The organism is Brevibacillus sp. IT-7CA2 (genome assembly GCF_949767855.1).
Taxonomy (GTDB): domain Bacteria; phylum Bacillota; class Bacilli; order Brevibacillales; family Brevibacillaceae; genus Brevibacillus.
Genome location: NZ_CATKQT010000022.1, coordinates 463,485 through 480,570, shown reverse-complemented (window position 1 = coordinate 480,570; position 17,086 = coordinate 463,485). Strand labels below are relative to the sequence as shown.

The window sequence follows — 17,086 nt, the reverse complement described above, 5'->3', positions numbered from 1 at the left end:
TACTAATGCTATTGATATGGATCATGGCTGGCTGCTCTTCAACTCGAATTGTCAGCGAAGTACAACTGATTCATTCACTGGGTCTCGATCTCGAAGACCAAAAAATAAAAGGGGCAGCCATCACTCACATATACGGAAAGGAAAAGACTCATGTAGAGCTGTTGGAAACAAAAAGCTCGAATTTATTTACGATCCTCCCTGATTTTAACGCCCTCACACCTTCTCAAGTGGAGCTAGGGCAATTGCGCTCCGTCGTTGTCGGGCGGAATTATGCCAGAAACGGAGTGGAAACGCTGGTACATACGCTTTGCCGCGATCCCGCTATCGGTTTTCGCCTTCAACTCGCTGTTGCGGAACCAAAAGCATTGACGATTTTGAAAGGCATGCGCCAAATGCAAGTTCCTTTTTTCATCTCCGATAGTGTCGCTCAAAATATCAAAACGCTGAATTTGCCCAAGACCAACCTGCATATTTTCTTGTTCAATTTATACGGCGAGGGCCGTGATCCTTACCTTCCCTATTTCGTGATGCATAATGACAGAGTGAAGCTGGATGGTCTCGCGCTTTTTCGAGATGACAAATTCGTGCATCGCATCAATTCGAAAGAGAGCTTTTTGTTAAAAATCATGGTCGAAAAAGCCAAGAGTGGTCAAATTCCATTTGAAGTGACGATAAACAATCGAAAAGAATCCGGACTGTTGAAAAATCTTCATTCCCATGCCGCATTCGCTATCAATACGGCAGAGCCTGTCCCCAGCATTATGGTAAAGCTCACGGTAAATGGGCAAATCAAAGATTATTCGAAGTGGCTGCAATTATCCAATCCACAAGTCCTACATGAAATGGAAAAAGAACTTTCCTCGTACCTGCAAAAGGAGGCGGCGAGCTTTGTGAAGCATTTACAGAAGCTTGGAGTTGATCCGGTTGGATTTGGTGATTTGGTTCGTAGTCGAAGCGCTTCGTGGAACTACTCGCACTTCAAAAAGATTTATCCAGAGATGAAAATCGCCGTGACGGCCTCAATCAAGCTGGAGCAGACGGGGGAGTAATGAATAACCAGGAGGGATCAGGTGAGTACTTCCATTCGGGAAAGCGCTATGGTTTCACCTTTTTTTGTATTCTTTCTCGTGCATGCCAATATCGTGGGGGTCGGGATATTAGGGTTTCAACGGACAATCGTAGCCCATGCTGGATACGATGCCTGGATCTCCCTTCTACTTGCAGGGGCAAGCATCCATCTCATTGTTTGGATGCTCTATTCCATGTTAAATGCGGGCAGCCATGATTTGTTCTCCCTTCACGAGCTCTGCTTTGGAAAATGGCTAGGCAAGTTGATGAGCTTAGTCGTATTGATCTACGTCTGGATGGCTGCTTTTCTCATCTTGCGTTCTTACGTCAGTATTGTGAAGCAATTTATTTTCCCTCTCATGCATACCTGGAGCACGACGCTGATTATCTTGCTCCTCATTCTGTACATTGTCGCTGGTGGTTTTCGCACGGTAACGGGCGTCTGCTTTTTCGGTGTTGTGATTCCGGCGATTTTGATGCTTCCTTTGTTTCTATTCCCATTCGAGTACGCTCACCCGAATAACTTGTTCCCGATGTTTTCGCATAACCTCCCCTCCTTATTCGCGTCTGCCAAAGACGCTGTCATCAATTATATGGGCTTTGAATTACTGTTCTTCTACTACCCATTTATCAAACGAGCAGCTCACTCGCAAAAATGGGCCCACGCTGGCGTTCTTTTCAGCACGCTCCTGTATGTAGCCGTCGCTATCGTAACATTCCTCATGTTTAGCCATGGTGAACTGGATAAGATTATTTGGCCGACCTTGACCATGCTCAAAATCGTCGAAATTCCGATATTGCAGCGATTGGAATTCATTGTGATATCTCTATGGCTCTTCGTGATTTTGCCAAACATTTGTCTCAATCTATGGGGGGTTACCCGCGGAATGAAACAGATATTTGGCATCAGTCAAATCCGAGCCCTTTTGCTTCTCCTAGTCTCTTTGGCAATGGGTTCCTATCTGCTCGAAGGTACGACTCCTTTGCTCTTGGCACTCGATTTTTACGGGAAAGTTAGCATCGTTTTCATTTATGGCTATATCCCGCTGTTGTTCTTGCTCTTCCTCCTCTGGGGAAAAAAGCGAAGTACCACAGGATACCAGACTCCCGGGGCGGAAACAGAAAAAGCCCGATAGATGTCTATCGAGCAAATCGTGCTGCGATTGTAATGCCTGCTCCTGCCAAAGCTTCTCGGATGCTCTGCGCGAATTCCAACGCATGGGCACCGTCGCCGTGAATACAAATGGAATCGGCCTGAATCGGGATATCCACGCCTTGCTGGGTCAGGACGAGTCCCTCCTTCACCATACGAATGACTTGTTGAAGGGATTGCTGTTGGTCCGTAATCATCGCATTCGGCTGACTGCGCGGTGTCAGTGTGCCATCCTGCTGATACGTACGGTCGGCAAACACTTCGTGCACTGTAGCAAGACCGATTTTTTCCCCTGCACGCGTCAACTCGCTTCCGGCCAAGCCATACAACACCAGTTCCGGGTTTACTTTGTAGATGGCCAACGCGATAGACTCGGCCAGAGCGGGTCTTGTGGCTGCCATATTGTACAAGGCTCCATGAGGCTTCACATGATGCATGAAGCCCCCTTCTGCCCGTACAAACGCTTGCAGGGCACCGATTTGGTACACGACTAAATCGTACGCCTCTTCAGGGGAAATCTCCATGTTGCGGCGACCGAAGCCGACCAGATCAGCAAAGCCCGGATGCGCACCGATTGCCACACCTGCCTCCAAAGCCATTCTTACTGTTTTTCTCATCGTCGCAGGATCACCAGCATGGAAACCACATGCCACATTTGCAGAGGTGATATAGGACAAAATTTCTTGATCGTTGCCCAACTGATAGGCGCCAAAGCTCTCTCCCATATCACAGTTTAGATCTACTATTTTCATCTTTTTACCTCCATCCCACGGTTACTTCTATACCAAGCTTGATCGCCTTCATCAATGACTCCCTCTCGATAAGCGCCTTTTGAGCATCACGCAGAGAAATTTCTTGAAAGTGAATCTTTTCGCCTGGCCGCAACTGGGCGACGATCGGCAAATCTATCGTTGGCACATAGCCTATCTTCGGATAACCGCCAATGGTTTGTCTGTCTGCCATCAGGATAATAGGTTGACCGTTTGGCGGAACCTGTATCGTACCAATGGTGACCGCAGCCGAGATCAGTTCCATTGACTGCGTAAGTTCGAGCGCCGGTCCTGTTAAACGATACCCCATCCTGTCTGATTGAGTAGACACTTGAAAGGTTTGTTCGAAAAAGCTTTGACGACTCTCTTCCGAAAAATCTGCGAATTGCTCGCCTTTTATCACCCGTACAACCGCTTCCCCATTTTTTACAAGCGTACTTGAAGGAATAAACCAATTCGCTTGGTAGAAGGGAGCTGCTCCTGCCTTTATTTCCAATTGGTTAGCGAGAAATTGGCTGAATGAACCTGGAGAGCTTTGAACTAGCCTATCTCCTGCCACAAGCATTCTACCCGCAAAGCCTCCGAAGCTTCCACGGAGATTCGTACTACGACTTCCCATCACAAGTGGCACATCCCATCCGCCTGCGACTGCGAGATAGGCGCGACAGCCTTCCTTGGCCAGGCCAAACTTCAAGATGCTTCCACTCCTGATCCAGACTGCTCGATTGGGCAAGACGGATCTATCATTGATCGTGACCTTGAAGTCACCACCACAAATGGCTATTAGCATGTCCTTATGAAACAATAAGCTTGGACCTCTCATCGTCAGCTCCAGAACCGCATCCGTTTGTTGATTGCCAACTAACATGTTCGCAGTCTGTACAGCTTGCTTGTCCATCACCCCACTGACACTGACCCCATACTGCTGAAAGCCAAATCTACCTGTATCTTGAACGGTCGTGCAAAGTCCTGGCGTAATCACCTCTATACTCACTTAGTACACCTTCTCCCCGGTTTCGTATTCCCGCTCGGAGATAGGACGGAAGCGAACTTTATCACCAGCGCACAAGAGACTTGGAGAACTTTCACCTGCCTGAAATAAGCTCAGTGGTGTTCTTCCGATAATTTGCCACCCACCTGGGCTCTCTATCGAATAAATACCTGTTTGCAATCCTCCGATTCCTACACTCCCCATCGGAATAGATAGTCGTGGCGAGGAACGTCGCGGCGTGGCCAGTCGCTCATCCATTCCACCGAGATACGGAAAGCCAGGAGCAAATCCGATCATGTACACCAGGTACTCTGTTGTTGAATGGATCGAAATCACTTCCTCTATACTAAGACCATTTTGTTTGGCAACTACTTCCATATCTGGCCCGAAGCTCCCACCATAACAAACTGGGATTTCTACAAGTCTGTACTCTTTAGAGTGAGTGTTGGAGATTTGCTGCGACATTCGCTCAAGAATAGCAACGGCACGATCGTATGGCAAAATATCATCAAGTGGATCGAAAAGAGTAATCGGATCGTAATAGACTGTAACAGTCGTAAAGCCAGGTACAGACTCGATCATCCCGGGGAAAGGATGCTCCTGTAGGTATTCAGAGAATAGGATGACCTTCTCATGGGTCTGTTGATCGATAACCTCTCCTAGTTTGACCATGACACCCGAGTCCCCAAGAGGAGAGAATTCATATCTAGGCAACGTTTTTCCCTCCATTTTCGAATATCGGCACTGCCACATGAATGGAAGGGAGGAGGGTTTCTCCTCCTGCTCAGCTAATTTGTCCGCCTTCCATGACAATATCCCGATCATTAGATATGGTCGTCTCGATTGCCAATCGCAAGCCTTTTACAATTGTTTCTAACGCCATGCTTGGCTGCCCTGCTTGCCTTACTGCCTGTTCAGGCAAATAAGGGATATGGATGAACCCTCCGCGTACGGAAGCTTTTTTCTCAGCAAGGTAATGCATCAATCCATAAAAAAGATGGTTGCACACATATGTACCCGCCGTCTGCGATATGGAAGCCGGAATTCCTTGTTTTTTTAACTCATGTACAATCGCTTTGATTGGCAATGTTGACCAGTAGCCAGTAGGACCGTTTTCCCTAATCGGTGTATCAATCGGCTGATTTCCTTCATTATCCGGGATTCGAGCATCATTGACGTTAATCGCTACACGCTCAACCGCAATATCTCCTCGTCCACCTGCTTGACCGATACATAACACGATGTCCGGATTCGTTTCTTCTATCGCTGCGTACAGATGTTCAATAGATTTTTCAAAAACTGTAGGAATTTGGCGTAGCTCTACTTTATACCAATCAGACTCGATTTTTCCCAGCTCTTTTACCGATTCCCAAGCAGGGTTAACCGTTTCTCCACCAAAAGGATCAAACCCTGTTACTAAAATGGTCTTCATGATTGTCTCCTCCGATCCGCATCGGTCTCATTCGTGAGAGTCGAATATGGGCTTGTCCATACTGTCGCGAAACACGCCGTGGGCTGGATGCCACACACTTCATGACAGCACGATTAAAAACCTTATGTGTTTCTATGCAATCTCGCAATGCTCCTCCCGCGACCGTCTCATCAGCCGCTTCCGTTATTAAATCAAGCGTCACCCATTCAGGAAAACGAGAGAGTAAGGAAGGAGAGGTTCTGTTCGGCTTTGTAGGCCAACGATAAAACAAGAAATCTTGATCAGTAGGCAATGGGAAAATGGCGGGCTCCCAGTTATGTCCATACCGAATGTAGCGCTCAATAAAGCGTTTATTTTTGTTCCACAGACGTGGATGATGTCTCAGCCCTTCCTCGGCTGCCTTTTGAATCGTATCAAGAGCGACAGCATGATGAGGATAGTCAGATCGCTCCATCTCGCGGCCAATTCCGTAAAAGAGTGAGATCGGCATCCAATAAGATACAGGGAATCTCGGCGGGCTATTATACCCGGCGAATGGTTGTGTCCATTCATGCGAAGGGATTCCATGATCATCAATGATCACATCCGGCAACCAGCGATAAAACAGTTGGGGAACTACCCGCGATTCGCCAAAAACACTCGGCTGAAAACGATGATTGGTATATTCTAATCCAACGGCATTATAACGGGCAGCATGATGCTTCCAAAATGGATTATCTTTGACGAGCTCTTGATGAAGTGCGACCCCATCCGGATTGGCAAATGGAATCACGACCAGATTGAAACGAGTAAGCCAATCCATTTTTTCGGTTATGAGCTCTGCCACCAGCTCACGTGCAGCAGGCATACTGGAAACCTCGTTTGGATGATGTCCGGTTTCGAGCAAAATGGTTGGTTTATACAGAGATAGCTTGTGAGTTGATACGTAAGTGGAAATCTGGGGTGCTGTTACCTCTACTGCAAAAATCGGCCGTCCTTCAAACGATTTCTCTACTTCCCAGATATGCACAGACGGATGTGTAGCCAGCTCTGCCCATTCGCCCATATCAGGATGATGGTTTTGGTGTAGATAAGGAAGCTTCCGTTCTTCGATGCTGCTACTCTTTTCGTTCGTTCTCAGGATGCGTGCTTTTACAGGAGCAGATTGCTCTGCCTCGAAGTATAAATGAGTCGTTTTGATAGAGAAAGCTTGTTCTTCTTTATATTCTTTTACGCGAATGGTTGCCACTGGAGAGCTTGCTGGTTTGACCTTTACAAATGGTCGTACCGCCCCAGGAGAACTCCACGCCACTCCCGTTTTTCTTTCACCCAAATACGCATAGTAGTCCAGCGTATAAAAATAAATATCTTCATGCAACGCTTCTAACGAGGATATTGTTTCTTCGTCTATGTCTAGCCGTTCTTCCTGTTCACTCATAGTGACGGTTACCTCTATCGAATGAAAGAGCGGAATGTTTCCTTGATACGGTTCATTTTGTCTACATAACAATTCTTCCGTCAACTCAGGTAAAAATTGCTGCGTATAGAATTGCCAAAACTTCTCTCGATCCGTAGGAACCAAGAATTGTTCTTTTGTTGTTCCATAGGAGAAGAAGAGTCCTGACGTAGTTGGATAAGCTCGACTTTGCTCGTCGGCATACGGCACTGTGGATACAGGTACATCCAAATACCATGTACCTAAGTGCGCAAGCCCGACTCCCCAAGCCTCGACTTGGTAAGTAGTCGGTAGGTTCTCATCCATCACGAATGATACTTGCGACAAGGACAAGCCCAATTCTTTTTCCAACAACTGATCAACCGGGTATAATTCCTGAAGCCATCGATGAGAAAGCTCCATCCCGCCTTCTCTTTCTTCTCGTTGGAAAGAGATCAACATTCGTTCTACTCGTTCCCCTGTACGTACAAGAGACGGCAAAATCGTTTCTTTTATCCAGCACAAACCTGGTTTAAAAGCAGAGTGAATATGTACCGTACTATCGTTATCCGGAAGCAGCTCCGTGATTGCGCTCTTCCAGCATCGCTCCAGCGCACGTCGAATCTCTTTTGGTTCTGACAAAAACGCGGTGACCGCAAGCGGAGAAGATAAGCACCCGGCCGTCTCCATTTGACTAACAATCGCGATCAACTGCTCATGAAACAACTGTTCTATCTCATTTCGTTCGCCCTGGTCTTTCCAAGTTTTCTCTATAAATAAGGGGAATTCCTTCTCTTTTGGCTCGTCTGATTCTTCCCATGCACCAAAAGTCCCCCCGAGTCGGTGCGAAGTGGCAGTCCCGAAATAATCAAGCGCCGCAACAATCGCTTGTCCTCCCCCTGAAAGCTGGATGACTCTTGTTGTCTTTTCTTTAGGGTCTGGGATTACCTCGACCACTCCACTTGCTAGAGGTGCTTCACAATTCATGTGTAAGGAAAAAGTGAGCTCCGCAATCCGATTTGCTTCTCCTGTGAGCGGGAAATGTATCCCGGTCGAGGCTAGACCAATCCGAGCTGCAAAGCGTGCGGCAGACATAACCGCCTCTGCAGTATGGATCCCTGTAAAAAATACATCTGTCCGACTCGTTAAATCCGTACGCCCCGCCTGATAGAACCCTGCCGTTGTCCAAAGCTCTGTCAGACTATCAAGTGGAGTTGGTCTCTCTACGATAGGACTTCCCTCATGCGAGCTCATCAGCGCATACTGGGGTATCGCAATTTGACAGACAGGTGAAGCATCCGCACAAACATATAGTTGAACTTCATGTAAAGAACAACGAATCCTTTCAATGTCGCCGAGTGAAGTCGTTGCCGGTGCTGCATCTGTCCAATATGCCGCCATCCAGCGCAGTAATCGGCTAAGACTCTCCTCGCTTCCACCAGCGAAAGCAATTCGATTGTTCCCTCGATCGAGAGTGCATGACGCATCATCCACGTCGCTGGATGGCTCGATACATACTGTGCAAAACCACTCACCGCTTTTCGTGCTGCTAGCTACCATCGGTGAATCTTCCATACGAATGAAAGGCAGATCCAGCTCACTTGTTTCAAGGCCTAATCGGGCACAAAAATCAATGAATCCTTCTACGACGATTCCCGTTTGAAAACAGAAGGCAACAGACAATGAATCAGCTACACCGTCATTGTTTCGGTCCGCAACTAACCCTTTCGTTGTAAAAATATCACCTAGCCCTCTCATTGGTTAGCCCCCTTACACGCGCAGATTTGGATCTAGCTCATCACGCAGCCAATCGCCCAGCAGGTTAATTCCAAACACCGTAATCATAATGGCGATGCCAGGGAAAGTAGCAACCCACCATGCCGTCTCCAGATAGTTGCGACCGTCTGCCAGCATGCCGCCCCATGTAGGAATCGAAGGGTCTACACCCAATCCAATAAACGTCAACGATGCTTCCAACAAAATGTTGGTGGCTACATTTAACGTTGCCAATACGATAATCGAAGAAGAAACGTTTGGCAGGACATGTTTTCTGATGATCCGCAAATTCGTAGCCCCGATTGCTTTGGCAGCCTGGACGTATTCCATTTCTTTTACACTCATGACCTGGCCTCGAACCAGTCGCGCAAAGCCTACCCAGTTACTGATCCCCAGAACAAGTATGAGCTTCCATAGACCTGCCCCAAAGACCGTCATGACGATAATCGCAAACAAAATGAAAGGGAATGCCAGCTGCACATCTGCCAAGCGCATTAACAGATCATCTACCCAGCGCCCGTAAAAGCCTGCTATGAGGCCCAGAATCACCCCGATAACTAAGGAAATCAGTACGGATACGACACCAACCAATAACGATATTCGCGCTCCGTAAATGATTCGGCTCAGTAAGTCACGTCCTACCTGATCCGTACCTAGCAAATACTCGGATTTCCCCGTATCGTCCATCCACGAGGGAGCAACCAACCGTGCACGCAAATCAGCTTTATCAGGAGTGGATGGCGCAATTACCGGTGCAAAAAGTGCGGATACGACGGTAAGCATAAGCAAGAACATCCCCGTCATTGCCCACGGATTTCGAACGAATCTTCTGCCCATCTTGCTCCATTTTCCACGTTTTTTGATTGGTGGATTGGTCTGATTGTTTGTAACTGTCGCTGTCGTCATTCGCTTTTTCCTCCTCCCTGCCTAATACGTGGATCAATAAAGCCATAACTGATATCAACCAACAGGTTCACGAAGATCATCAAAAAAGACAAGATAATCACAGAGCCTTGAATCACTGGAAAGTCACGTTGCGATATCGCATCAATCAGCATACGCCCGATACCTGGCCATGAAAAAACTTGCTCAATAATCACGGTACCGCCCAACAACGTTCCAAATTGCAATCCAATAAAGGTTACCGTTGGGATTAATGCGTTTCGTAAGCCATGCTTGATGATGACAAGCCATTCCTTGATTCCTTTGGAACGGGCCGTATTGATATATTGCTGATTCATTACCTCCAGCATGGAAGAGCGAACTAATCGAGCCAAAATTCCTGACAAGATGAGTCCGAGTGCAACGGAAGGCAGAACCAAATACTCCAGTCCTTCATAACCAGAAGCAGGAAACCAACCCAGCTTAACGGCAAATATGATGATTAACATAATCCCTAACCAAAAGTTAGGAAAAGAGATTCCTAGCAATGAAAAAATACGTCCGAAAAAGTCAGCTACGCTGCCTCTGTAAACAGCGGAAATGATACCTACTGGAATCGCAATCAACAGGGCGACAAACATTCCCCCGAAGGCAAGCAGCAAAGTTGCTCCCATCTTCTCCTTCATCATGTCGACCACGCTCTCACCCGTACGGAAAGAGGTGCCAAAGTTACCGGTAAACATATCTTTTAAATAAAGCCCGAACTGTACATAAACGGGCTCGTCCAGACCGAGATTTTTCCGAAGCTCAGTAATTGCCTCTTTGGTAGGCTCACCTGCTTGAAACATGATCGATACTGGGTCACCAGTCATTCGCACCAGGACAAAAATGACAAGAGTAATAGCAAGAACGACAAAAACACTATGTAGTAGACGTCTAATTAAAAAGGCTGCCATCCCGCTCCTCCTTTATCAAAAATGAAGGGAATAGAAGAGACATCTTCTACTCCCCTGTTCAAAACATACTTTATTCAACCGATGCTTCGCGCAAATCGATACGTTCATCTGTCGGAGGTTGGAAGCCTTTTACTCGCTTGTTTACAGCCCACAGGTTGATCGATTGATAGAGCGGTACATCTGGGACTAGCTCATACAGACGTTGATTCAGCTCTTTAAATGCTGTCAGACGCTTTTCTTGGTCAAACGTGGAGCGTTCTGCTTTCAGGAGCTCCTCTACTTTTTCGTCATAGAAATCAGGGTTCCAGAACTCGCCTTTGTGATACATCAGATAGGCAGTATTATCAAAGTCGAGCGTCCATCCACCCCAGCCATTCCGGTACATATGTCCTGCTTTTCCGTTCGGAATGAGGTCAGAAGTAAATGTGGAGGCGTCCACCAGATTCAGCTTCACCTTGAGACCGACTTGGCCTAATTGCATTTCGATCGCTTGCGCTACCTCTTTAAACGTAGCATCTGTACCAGGGAGGAAGAGATCAAGCTCAGTTCCTTCCTTCACACCTGCTTCTGCGAGCAGTTGTTTTGCTTTTTCTGGATCATAATTACGTAATGGCAGGTTAGGATCATAGCCGAAAGACATATCGCTTTGGAATGAATTGACACGCTTACCATATCCGCCGAGCAGCGTTTCGATAATCAAGTCTGCATCAATCGCGTAAGCAATCGCTTCACGGACTTTTACATTGTCGACTGGCTTCATCGATGTATTGAAACGAATCGAATAAACGGTTGGCGACCCGACTTGCATCAGTTCAAGATCAGACATGCCCTTGATGGATTCTGTTTGGCTAATCTCGACTTTTTTCATAATGTCGATGGCACCTGTTTGCATTTCAGCTAGACGTGTAGTCGCTTCTGGAATAAAACGGAACGTTACTTTTTCCAGCTTCGGTTGACCTTGCTTCCAATAGTTTTCATTTTTCACCAGGACAACCTTGTTATCTTTTTCATAGCTATCCATTTTAAAAGGACCCGTACCTACTGGATGCGTGTTAAAGTACTCGTCCCCTTTTTCCTTGTAATACTTAGGCGGAACGATCACAGCGCCATAACCTGCCAGCTTTGTAATGAGTACAGGATCTTTTTCCTTGAGAATCATGTTGATTGTAAACTCGTCTACCACTTCTACACGGTCAATCGAAGCATAGTTCGCTTGCTGTGGTCCTTTTTTCCCTTCTTCACCAAGCAGGCGATCAAATGTAAATTTCACTGCTTCCGCGTTGAATGGCTCGCCGTTGTGGAAGGTAACTCCATGACGAAGTTTAAATTGAAGTGTCTTGTCATCCTTGAACTCCCACGATTCAGCGAGTCCTGGCTGGATTTTCAAGTCAGTGGTACGCTCGACTAAGCCTTCAAATACAGATGTTGCTACAGTACTCCAATCAAGCAAAAACGTATCAATCGGATCCCAAGAGTGCGGGTCTCCATTCACACCAAGTGTAAGTTCATTTTTTGCAGGAGCTTTCGCTTCTGTCTTAGATTGCGGATTTGCCTGTGTGCTAGTGTCAGCCGGCTTACTCGAACATCCGCCCAAAGCAGCAGCTAGCACGAGTAATGCGGAGCAAGCGGTAATACCTACCTTCTTTTTCAAAACAAGTCCCCCTTTTCTTTTCGTTCTGGAATTCATGTTGAAAAAATATGATAGCCGTCATTTGTTCCTATTGGTTATACAAATGACAGGCAACATACCGGCCATCGCCCATCGATTGAAATTCGGGCTTGTCCGTTTTGCAAATTTCCATACAATCCGGACAACGCGTATGAAACGTGCAGCCACTCGGAGGATTCGCAGGACTCGGTACATCTCCAGTCAAGATGATGCGCTCACGCTTCGTTTTTGGCTTGGCAATCGGAACTGCGGACAGTAATGAGCGCGTATAAGGATGCAGCGGCTCTTCATATAGCGCATTTTTGGGTGCCAGCTCAACCATCCGTCCCAAATACATCACGCCGATCCTGTCGCAAAAATGCTTCACGACGCTCAAGTTGTGAGAGATGAATATGTAAGTGAGTCCGTATTGCTTTTGCAAATCTCTCATCAGGTTCAATACCTGGGATTGAATCGATACATCGAGCGCAGATACTGGCTCATCTGCCACAATCAGCTTGGGATTAAGCGCTAGCGCACGTGCAATGCCGATCCGCTGTCGCTGACCACCACTAAACTCATGAGGGAAACGTTCCGAATTTTCCGATTTCAGACCGACCACCCGCATCAATTCCGCTACTTTTTCCTTGCGTTCTTTTGACGTTTCATACAGTTCGAATATGATCATCGGCTCTTCAATGATCTCCCCAACTGTCATTCGCGGATTGAGGGATGCGAACGGGTCTTGGAAAATGATTTGCAAATCCTTTCGCTTCATCCTCATCTCATTTGGGGAAAGTGCCGCTAAATTCTCTCCTTGAAAAATCACTTCGCCACCCGTAGGCTCGAGCAATCGTAGAATGGCTCTGCCTGTGGTTGATTTCCCGCAACCGGATTCACCTACAATTCCGAGCGTCTCCCCCGTTGCAACGGTAAAAGAGAGATCGTCAACAGCTTTGACGTGATTCGTTACCTTTTTCAATAATCCACTGCGAATCGGAAAGTATTTTTTTAACCCTCTCACCTCAAGCAAGGGATTACATTCTGATTTTTCCAAAAGATTCACGTCCTTTCCGCTTACTCATACAGCCAGCATCTGCTTTTTGTACCATCATTCAGATCGAACAACGGTGGAGCTTGCTCGTAGCATTTGTCAATAGCCTTCTGGCATCGTTCAGCAAAACGGCATCCTGCGGGCATCTGACCTGGACTCGGAACGGTCCCGCCAATCGTAAACAAGTACTCCTGTTCTGTGTCCATATCCGGGATCGAGCCCAACAAACCAACCGTGTACGGATGCTTTGGAGTAGCAAATAGCTTCTCTACCTCGGCTTCCTCGACGACTTGCCCTGCATACATGACGACCACCCGATCACACATCTCTGCTACCACACCAAGATCGTGCGTGATCAGCATGATGGTCATCTCGCTCTTCTGCTGTAGCTCTCTCATCAGGTCAAGAATCTGCGCCTGAATGGTCACGTCTAGTGCGGTCGTAGGCTCATCTGCAACCAATAGAGATGGACTACAGGACATCGCCATCGCGATCATCACACGCTGCCTCATCCCGCCAGATAGCTGATGCGGATACTCATCAACGATTTCTTCCGCTCTCGGAATCCCGACCAGCTTCAGCATTTGGATCGCATGCTCTTTGGCTTGTTTTTTGTTCATACTTGTATGATTCAAGACGAGCTCCATGATCTGCGCCCCGATTGTATAAACCGGATTCAGTGAGGTCATCGGTTCTTGAAAAATCATCGCGATCTCTTTTCCTCGTACCTTCCTCATCTGATTTTTGGAAAAGGCAACCAGATTTTCACCGTTGTACAGGATCTCTCCTCCGGTAATTCGCGCGGTTCTCGGCAGAAGCCCCATGATGGATAGAGAGGTGACACTTTTCCCACACCCCGACTCCCCTACTACTCCAATCGTCTCACCTTTGTTGATTTGAAAACTAACTCCATCTAAAACGGTAATTTCTCCATTATCGGTTCGGAATCTCGTCTGAAGATTTTTGATTTCCAGCATCAAAGTCCCGCCTTTGCATCTGAATAGCCCAGCTTGCTCATGATTTCATTCGCTACTGCTTTTGTCTCCTGTACCAAATACCCCAATCGATCGAGCTGAAAGCGTGATGTAGCTCCAGCCAAGCTCAAGCCAGCAATTACTTGTCCCGTAAAATCTCGAATAGGTACAGCAATTGCTGCGGAATCTGGCTCCAATTCACCGTAGCTTACTGTATAGCCGTTTTCACGTGCATCGTGAATCCATTGCCATAGTAGATCTTTGTCTATATTTGTGTCTGGTGAGATTTTCTTCATGTCTACCCGGTTCAACAATTCTTCGATCTCATGATCCGGCAGAAATGAAAGTAAAATGCGCGGGCATGCCCCTGCGTACAACGGTGATTTTCTACCAACCTGCGTATATACACGAACATACTGACGGGTATCGACTTTTTCGATGTAAACCCCTACGTCTTGATCACGAATAATCAAGTTGACTGCCTCATCCACCGTATCCCGTAGCTGCTGCATATACGGGAGCGCAATTTTCCTGATCTCCAGCCGTTGGGCAACAATGTTCCCAAACTCCAGCAGCTTCAATCCCAATTGGTATTTAGGCGGATTATGAGTGGTCGTTTTGGAGACAAAGCCGCGCATTTCGAGCGTCTGAAGAATTCGAAACACCGTACTCTTCGGCATATCTGACAACTCGACAAGCTCAGCCAGGCTTAATTCACTGTTTTGGATAAAATATTCTAGAAACTCTAGCGTTTTTAACACACTTCGGTTTGCCGTTTTTTCTGTTTTGTCCATTTTCATCACCATTCAATTGTCCCAAAATACGGAACGTTATTTTGTATTTTGGCATGACACAATATTAAATGAATTCAGTTATTTTCGTCAATACATTTTTACCCCTTAGCAATTAGGTTGTTTTACCTACTGGCTCAGGGGTAATTTGTACATAAGGTTTTAGTGAATATTCTTTTTCTTAAACCGTCCACCAGAAACATTGTGAATATGACCGATTGCTAAAAATGCAGCGGAATCGATTTCCTCCACGATGGATTTTAGCTTCGCTTCTTCCAATCGGGTGATGACACAGAAGATGACTTTTTTGACATCTCCGGAGTAGCCACCTTCTCCATTCAAATAGGTTATTCCCCGCCCCAGTCTCGCGGTTAACGCATCGCCAATTTCGACTGGATAATCACTGATGATCCATACTGATCTGGATTGTTCGAGCCCGACCATGGTAATATCGATCATTTTATAAGCAATGTAGTAAGCAATTAACGAGTACATGGCCCGGTCCCACCCAAAAATGAAACCGGCACTGCCTAAAATAAAAATGTTAAAAAACATGACCATTTCGCCGACCGAAAACGGACTTTTCCTCGTCATCAGGATCGCAACAATTTCCGTTCCATCCAAGGAGCCGCCCGCGCGAATGACGAGTCCCACACCGATTCCGATGATAATCCCACCAAAAACAGCCGAGAGAAGCAAATCGTCCGTCAAGCTAGGGACATGATGAAGGTAGCTCGTTCCCAATGACATCACGACGACACCGAACAGCGTAGAGATGGCAAATGTCTTGCCAATTTGCTTGTAGCCAATAAGTAAAAAGGGCAGGTTCAGCAGGAATAAAAATAATCCGAGTGGGCCTCCTGTCAGCTTTGAGGCCATAATGGAAACACCGGTTACACCACCGTCAATGATGTTGTTTGGGACCAGAAAGATTTCCAGTCCGACTGCCACCAACAAAGCTCCAATGATGATTACGAGAGCTCTTATTGCGATCCTTCTTTTTTTCGTCCGCTTATGAGTGATCGGAGCAATTGCTTTTGCATCCATTTTGATCATCCTTAGCCGTTTTTTTCTTACCACTTCATCTTTCCCTGGTAGCAAAAAAAATAGCCAGCCAGGATTTCTCCCAACCGACTCTTTATCATCCTTTAGCCCCAAACGGCAATGGAAATAATGCCAATCGTGATCATCAAAGACATGGACAAACGCCAAACGCGTTGGCGCTCCTTTAGTAAAAAAACCCCAAGCAGCGTACCAAAAACCGTACTTACCTCACGAATGGGCGCAATAGCTGCCAGTGGTGCCAATGTCATGGCAAACAAAAACAACAAATACGAACCTGGTGAAAGGACTGCACCGAGTACAATCGTTCGCCAGTTTTTTTGCCACTCACTGCGGATGAGTCCCTTCTTCCAAACGAAGCCCCCAGCGACAATCAGACAGGCAAAGTTCGTTATTTCCAATAAAGCGAATGGAGATAATTGTTGTACGATTTGCTTGTCGGTTAACGTGTACCCTGTAATGCATAGTCCAACAGCAAAAGCGTATCGCAGGGCGAGCGGATTCACTGGTTGAGCCTGACGATCTGTGCCAATCACCCCACTAATGGCGAAGACTCCGATCACGATGCAAATGACCCCCAGCCATCCCGGTACAGATAAATACTCTTGAAAGAAAATGGCGCTAAAAAACGGAATGAGAAGTGTCCCCGTCCCCCTCATGATAGGGTAAACCTGTGAGATATCCCCGTATGTATACGCCTTTGAAACCAATAAGGTATAGCATCCTTGAAAGAAAAAGGACATAAACAGAAAAAGAACCAAAGACCATGTCAGTTGTACGTGCATTAATTCCCAAATGAGAATAGGCAAGAGGATCACGGTTGTTGGCAATGTAATCAACCAAAGAAACGCCATTTTGTTCTCACTTTTTTTCGTGAACAGGTTCCAGACTGCGTGCGCAAGACCTGACGATAATACGAGCAGAATCGAAATCGATAGCATGTGTGCCCCTTCTTTCTCTTGTTGTACAAAAACAACCAAAGGCAATAAAACACATTGCGTTTAGTTGCTTTTCATTCGACGTGTACAGTATACACCCAGTCCTCGCAAAAATTAAGCATTGTTTCTGCTTATGGCCCTGACCATTTTATTGATGCTGCGAACACACGCATCTTT

The 17,086-nt window shown here is 46.6% G+C and carries 15 protein-coding genes; 2 read left to right on the top strand and 13 right to left on the bottom strand.

Annotated elements, in window-relative coordinates:
* The first annotated feature begins 5 nt into the window (after window positions 1-5).
* Both ACM6JA_RS15375 and ACM6JA_RS15370 read left to right on the top strand, forming a co-directional pair.
* Complete coding sequence (locus ACM6JA_RS15375) at window positions 6-1,049, top strand: Ger(x)C family spore germination protein (RefSeq protein WP_414852961.1); 1,044 nt, start codon at window positions 6-8, stop codon at window positions 1,047-1,049.
* Between the two features lie 21 nt (window positions 1,050-1,070).
* Window positions 1,071-2,204: a GerAB/ArcD/ProY family transporter gene (locus ACM6JA_RS15370; RefSeq protein ID WP_414852960.1), complete on the top strand. Its 1,134-nt coding sequence runs from the start codon at window positions 1,071-1,073 to the stop codon at window positions 2,202-2,204.
* 4 nt (window positions 2,205-2,208) lie between these two features.
* On the opposite strand, the gene ACM6JA_RS15365 is transcribed toward ACM6JA_RS15370, so the two are convergent.
* From ACM6JA_RS15365 to ACM6JA_RS15305, 13 genes are all read right to left on the bottom strand, one after another.
* Complete coding sequence (locus ACM6JA_RS15365; RefSeq protein WP_414852959.1) at window positions 2,209-2,973, bottom strand: LamB/YcsF family protein; 765 nt, start codon at window positions 2,971-2,973, stop codon at window positions 2,209-2,211.
* A gap of 4 nt (window positions 2,974-2,977) precedes the next feature.
* Window positions 2,978-3,985, bottom strand: coding sequence for a biotin-dependent carboxyltransferase family protein (locus tag ACM6JA_RS15360; protein WP_414852958.1), 1,008 nt, complete (start codon window positions 3,983-3,985; stop codon window positions 2,978-2,980).
* The gene (pxpB, locus tag ACM6JA_RS15355; protein WP_414852957.1) at window positions 3,986-4,735 is read right to left on the bottom strand and encodes a 5-oxoprolinase subunit PxpB; all 750 of its coding nucleotides are present in this window, start codon (window positions 4,733-4,735) and stop codon (window positions 3,986-3,988) included. It lies immediately after the preceding gene.
* A 31-nt stretch (window positions 4,736-4,766) separates the two neighbouring features.
* Window positions 4,767-5,414, bottom strand: coding sequence for a pyroglutamyl-peptidase I (pcp, locus tag ACM6JA_RS15350; RefSeq protein WP_414852956.1), 648 nt, complete (start codon window positions 5,412-5,414; stop codon window positions 4,767-4,769).
* Window positions 5,386-8,586, bottom strand: a complete 3,201-nt coding sequence (locus ACM6JA_RS15345) for a M14 family metallopeptidase (protein WP_414852955.1) — start codon at window positions 8,584-8,586, stop codon at window positions 5,386-5,388. Before ACM6JA_RS15345 ends, pcp begins: the two co-directional genes overlap by 29 nt.
* Window positions 8,587-8,598: 12 nt before the next feature.
* Window positions 8,599-9,510, bottom strand: a complete 912-nt coding sequence (locus tag ACM6JA_RS15340) for an ABC transporter permease (protein ID WP_007721002.1) — start codon at window positions 9,508-9,510, stop codon at window positions 8,599-8,601.
* A complete protein-coding gene (gene nikB, locus ACM6JA_RS15335; RefSeq protein ID WP_414852954.1) occupies window positions 9,507-10,442 on the bottom strand; it encodes a nickel ABC transporter permease in 936 nt (311 codons plus the stop codon). Before nikB ends, ACM6JA_RS15340 begins: the two co-directional genes overlap by 4 nt.
* 70 nt (window positions 10,443-10,512) lie before the next feature.
* A complete protein-coding gene (locus tag ACM6JA_RS15330) occupies window positions 10,513-12,093 on the bottom strand; it encodes an ABC transporter substrate-binding protein (protein WP_414852953.1) in 1,581 nt (526 codons plus the stop codon).
* A 67-nt stretch (window positions 12,094-12,160) separates the two neighbouring features.
* Entirely contained in the window at window positions 12,161-13,156 is a 996-nt protein-coding gene (locus ACM6JA_RS15325; protein ID WP_414852952.1) for an ABC transporter ATP-binding protein, read from the bottom strand.
* Between the two features lie 11 nt (window positions 13,157-13,167).
* The gene (locus ACM6JA_RS15320) at window positions 13,168-14,121 is read right to left on the bottom strand and encodes an ABC transporter ATP-binding protein (protein WP_414852951.1); all 954 of its coding nucleotides are present in this window, start codon (window positions 14,119-14,121) and stop codon (window positions 13,168-13,170) included.
* A complete protein-coding gene (locus tag ACM6JA_RS15315; protein ID WP_414852950.1) occupies window positions 14,121-14,912 on the bottom strand; it encodes an IclR family transcriptional regulator in 792 nt (263 codons plus the stop codon). The genes ACM6JA_RS15320 and ACM6JA_RS15315 overlap by 1 nt, the downstream gene beginning before the upstream one ends.
* Before the next feature lie 159 nt (window positions 14,913-15,071).
* The gene (locus tag ACM6JA_RS15310; RefSeq protein ID WP_414853136.1) at window positions 15,072-15,956 is read right to left on the bottom strand and encodes a YitT family protein; all 885 of its coding nucleotides are present in this window, start codon (window positions 15,954-15,956) and stop codon (window positions 15,072-15,074) included.
* A 101-nt stretch (window positions 15,957-16,057) separates the two neighbouring features.
* Complete coding sequence (locus ACM6JA_RS15305; protein WP_414852949.1) at window positions 16,058-16,912, bottom strand: DMT family transporter; 855 nt, start codon at window positions 16,910-16,912, stop codon at window positions 16,058-16,060.
* Window positions 16,913-17,086 lie beyond the last annotated feature (174 nt).

Bases quoted from the DNA above. Each gene is read 5' to 3' on its own strand.
- pcp (WP_414852956.1), bottom strand. From the start codon at position 5,414: ATGAAGACCATTTTAGTAACAGGGTTTGATCCTTTTGGTGGAGAAACG.
- ACM6JA_RS15345 (WP_414852955.1), bottom strand. From the start codon at position 8,586: ATGAGAGGGCTAGGTGATATTTTTACAACGAAAGGGTTAGTTGCGGAC.
- nikB (WP_414852954.1), bottom strand. From the start codon at position 10,442: ATGGCAGCCTTTTTAATTAGACGTCTACTACATAGTGTTTTTGTCGTT.
- ACM6JA_RS15315 (WP_414852950.1), bottom strand. From the start codon at position 14,912: ATGGACAAAACAGAAAAAACGGCAAACCGAAGTGTGTTAAAAACGCTA.
- pxpB (WP_414852957.1), bottom strand. From the start codon at position 4,735: ATGTGGCAGTGCCGATATTCGAAAATGGAGGGAAAAACGTTGCCTAGA.
- ACM6JA_RS15320 (WP_414852951.1), bottom strand. From the start codon at position 14,121: ATGCTGGAAATCAAAAATCTTCAGACGAGATTCCGAACCGATAATGGA.
- ACM6JA_RS15375 (WP_414852961.1), top strand. From the start codon at position 6: ATGCTATTGATATGGATCATGGCTGGCTGCTCTTCAACTCGAATTGTC.
- ACM6JA_RS15365 (WP_414852959.1), bottom strand. From the start codon at position 2,973: ATGAAAATAGTAGATCTAAACTGTGATATGGGAGAGAGCTTTGGCGCC.
- ACM6JA_RS15305 (WP_414852949.1), bottom strand. From the start codon at position 16,912: ATGCTATCGATTTCGATTCTGCTCGTATTATCGTCAGGTCTTGCGCAC.
- ACM6JA_RS15340 (WP_007721002.1), bottom strand. From the start codon at position 9,510: ATGACGACAGCGACAGTTACAAACAATCAGACCAATCCACCAATCAAA.
- ACM6JA_RS15310 (WP_414853136.1), bottom strand. From the start codon at position 15,956: ATGGATGCAAAAGCAATTGCTCCGATCACTCATAAGCGGACGAAAAAA.